At 43.3% G+C, this 238-nt stretch carries 1 protein-coding gene; it reads right to left on the reverse strand.

The window, feature by feature from the left end; all coding sequences use genetic code 11:
• A partial coding sequence (locus R0J87_RS24460; protein WP_498889640.1) for a hypothetical protein occupies positions 1–196 on the reverse strand: 196 nt, incomplete at its 3' end.
• Positions 197–238: the final 42 nt, after the last annotated feature.

Raw genomic sequence — 238 nt, forward strand, 5'->3', positions numbered from 1 at the left:
CTTTCCGCTTGGGTTTTTGCTTTTTAGGTGTTTCTTTTCCTTCAGCAGGGTTGAGGGTAGAACGACCATTACGAGTCACCTTGAGCATTTCTTTCAAATCATGTTCTAAATCCATCAGCATTGAAGCTGCATATTGCTCTGCATCGCGACGTAACTGTTCACATTCGGCTTCTGTTTTTTGACGAAGTTGTTGCATTTCCTCCCAAGTTTCTCGACGAGAGCTTTCACATTCCTGTTG

It is taken from the genome of Halomonas sp. SIMBA_159, assembly GCF_046536035.1.
GTDB lineage: Bacteria > Pseudomonadota > Gammaproteobacteria > Pseudomonadales > Halomonadaceae > Vreelandella > Vreelandella venusta_A.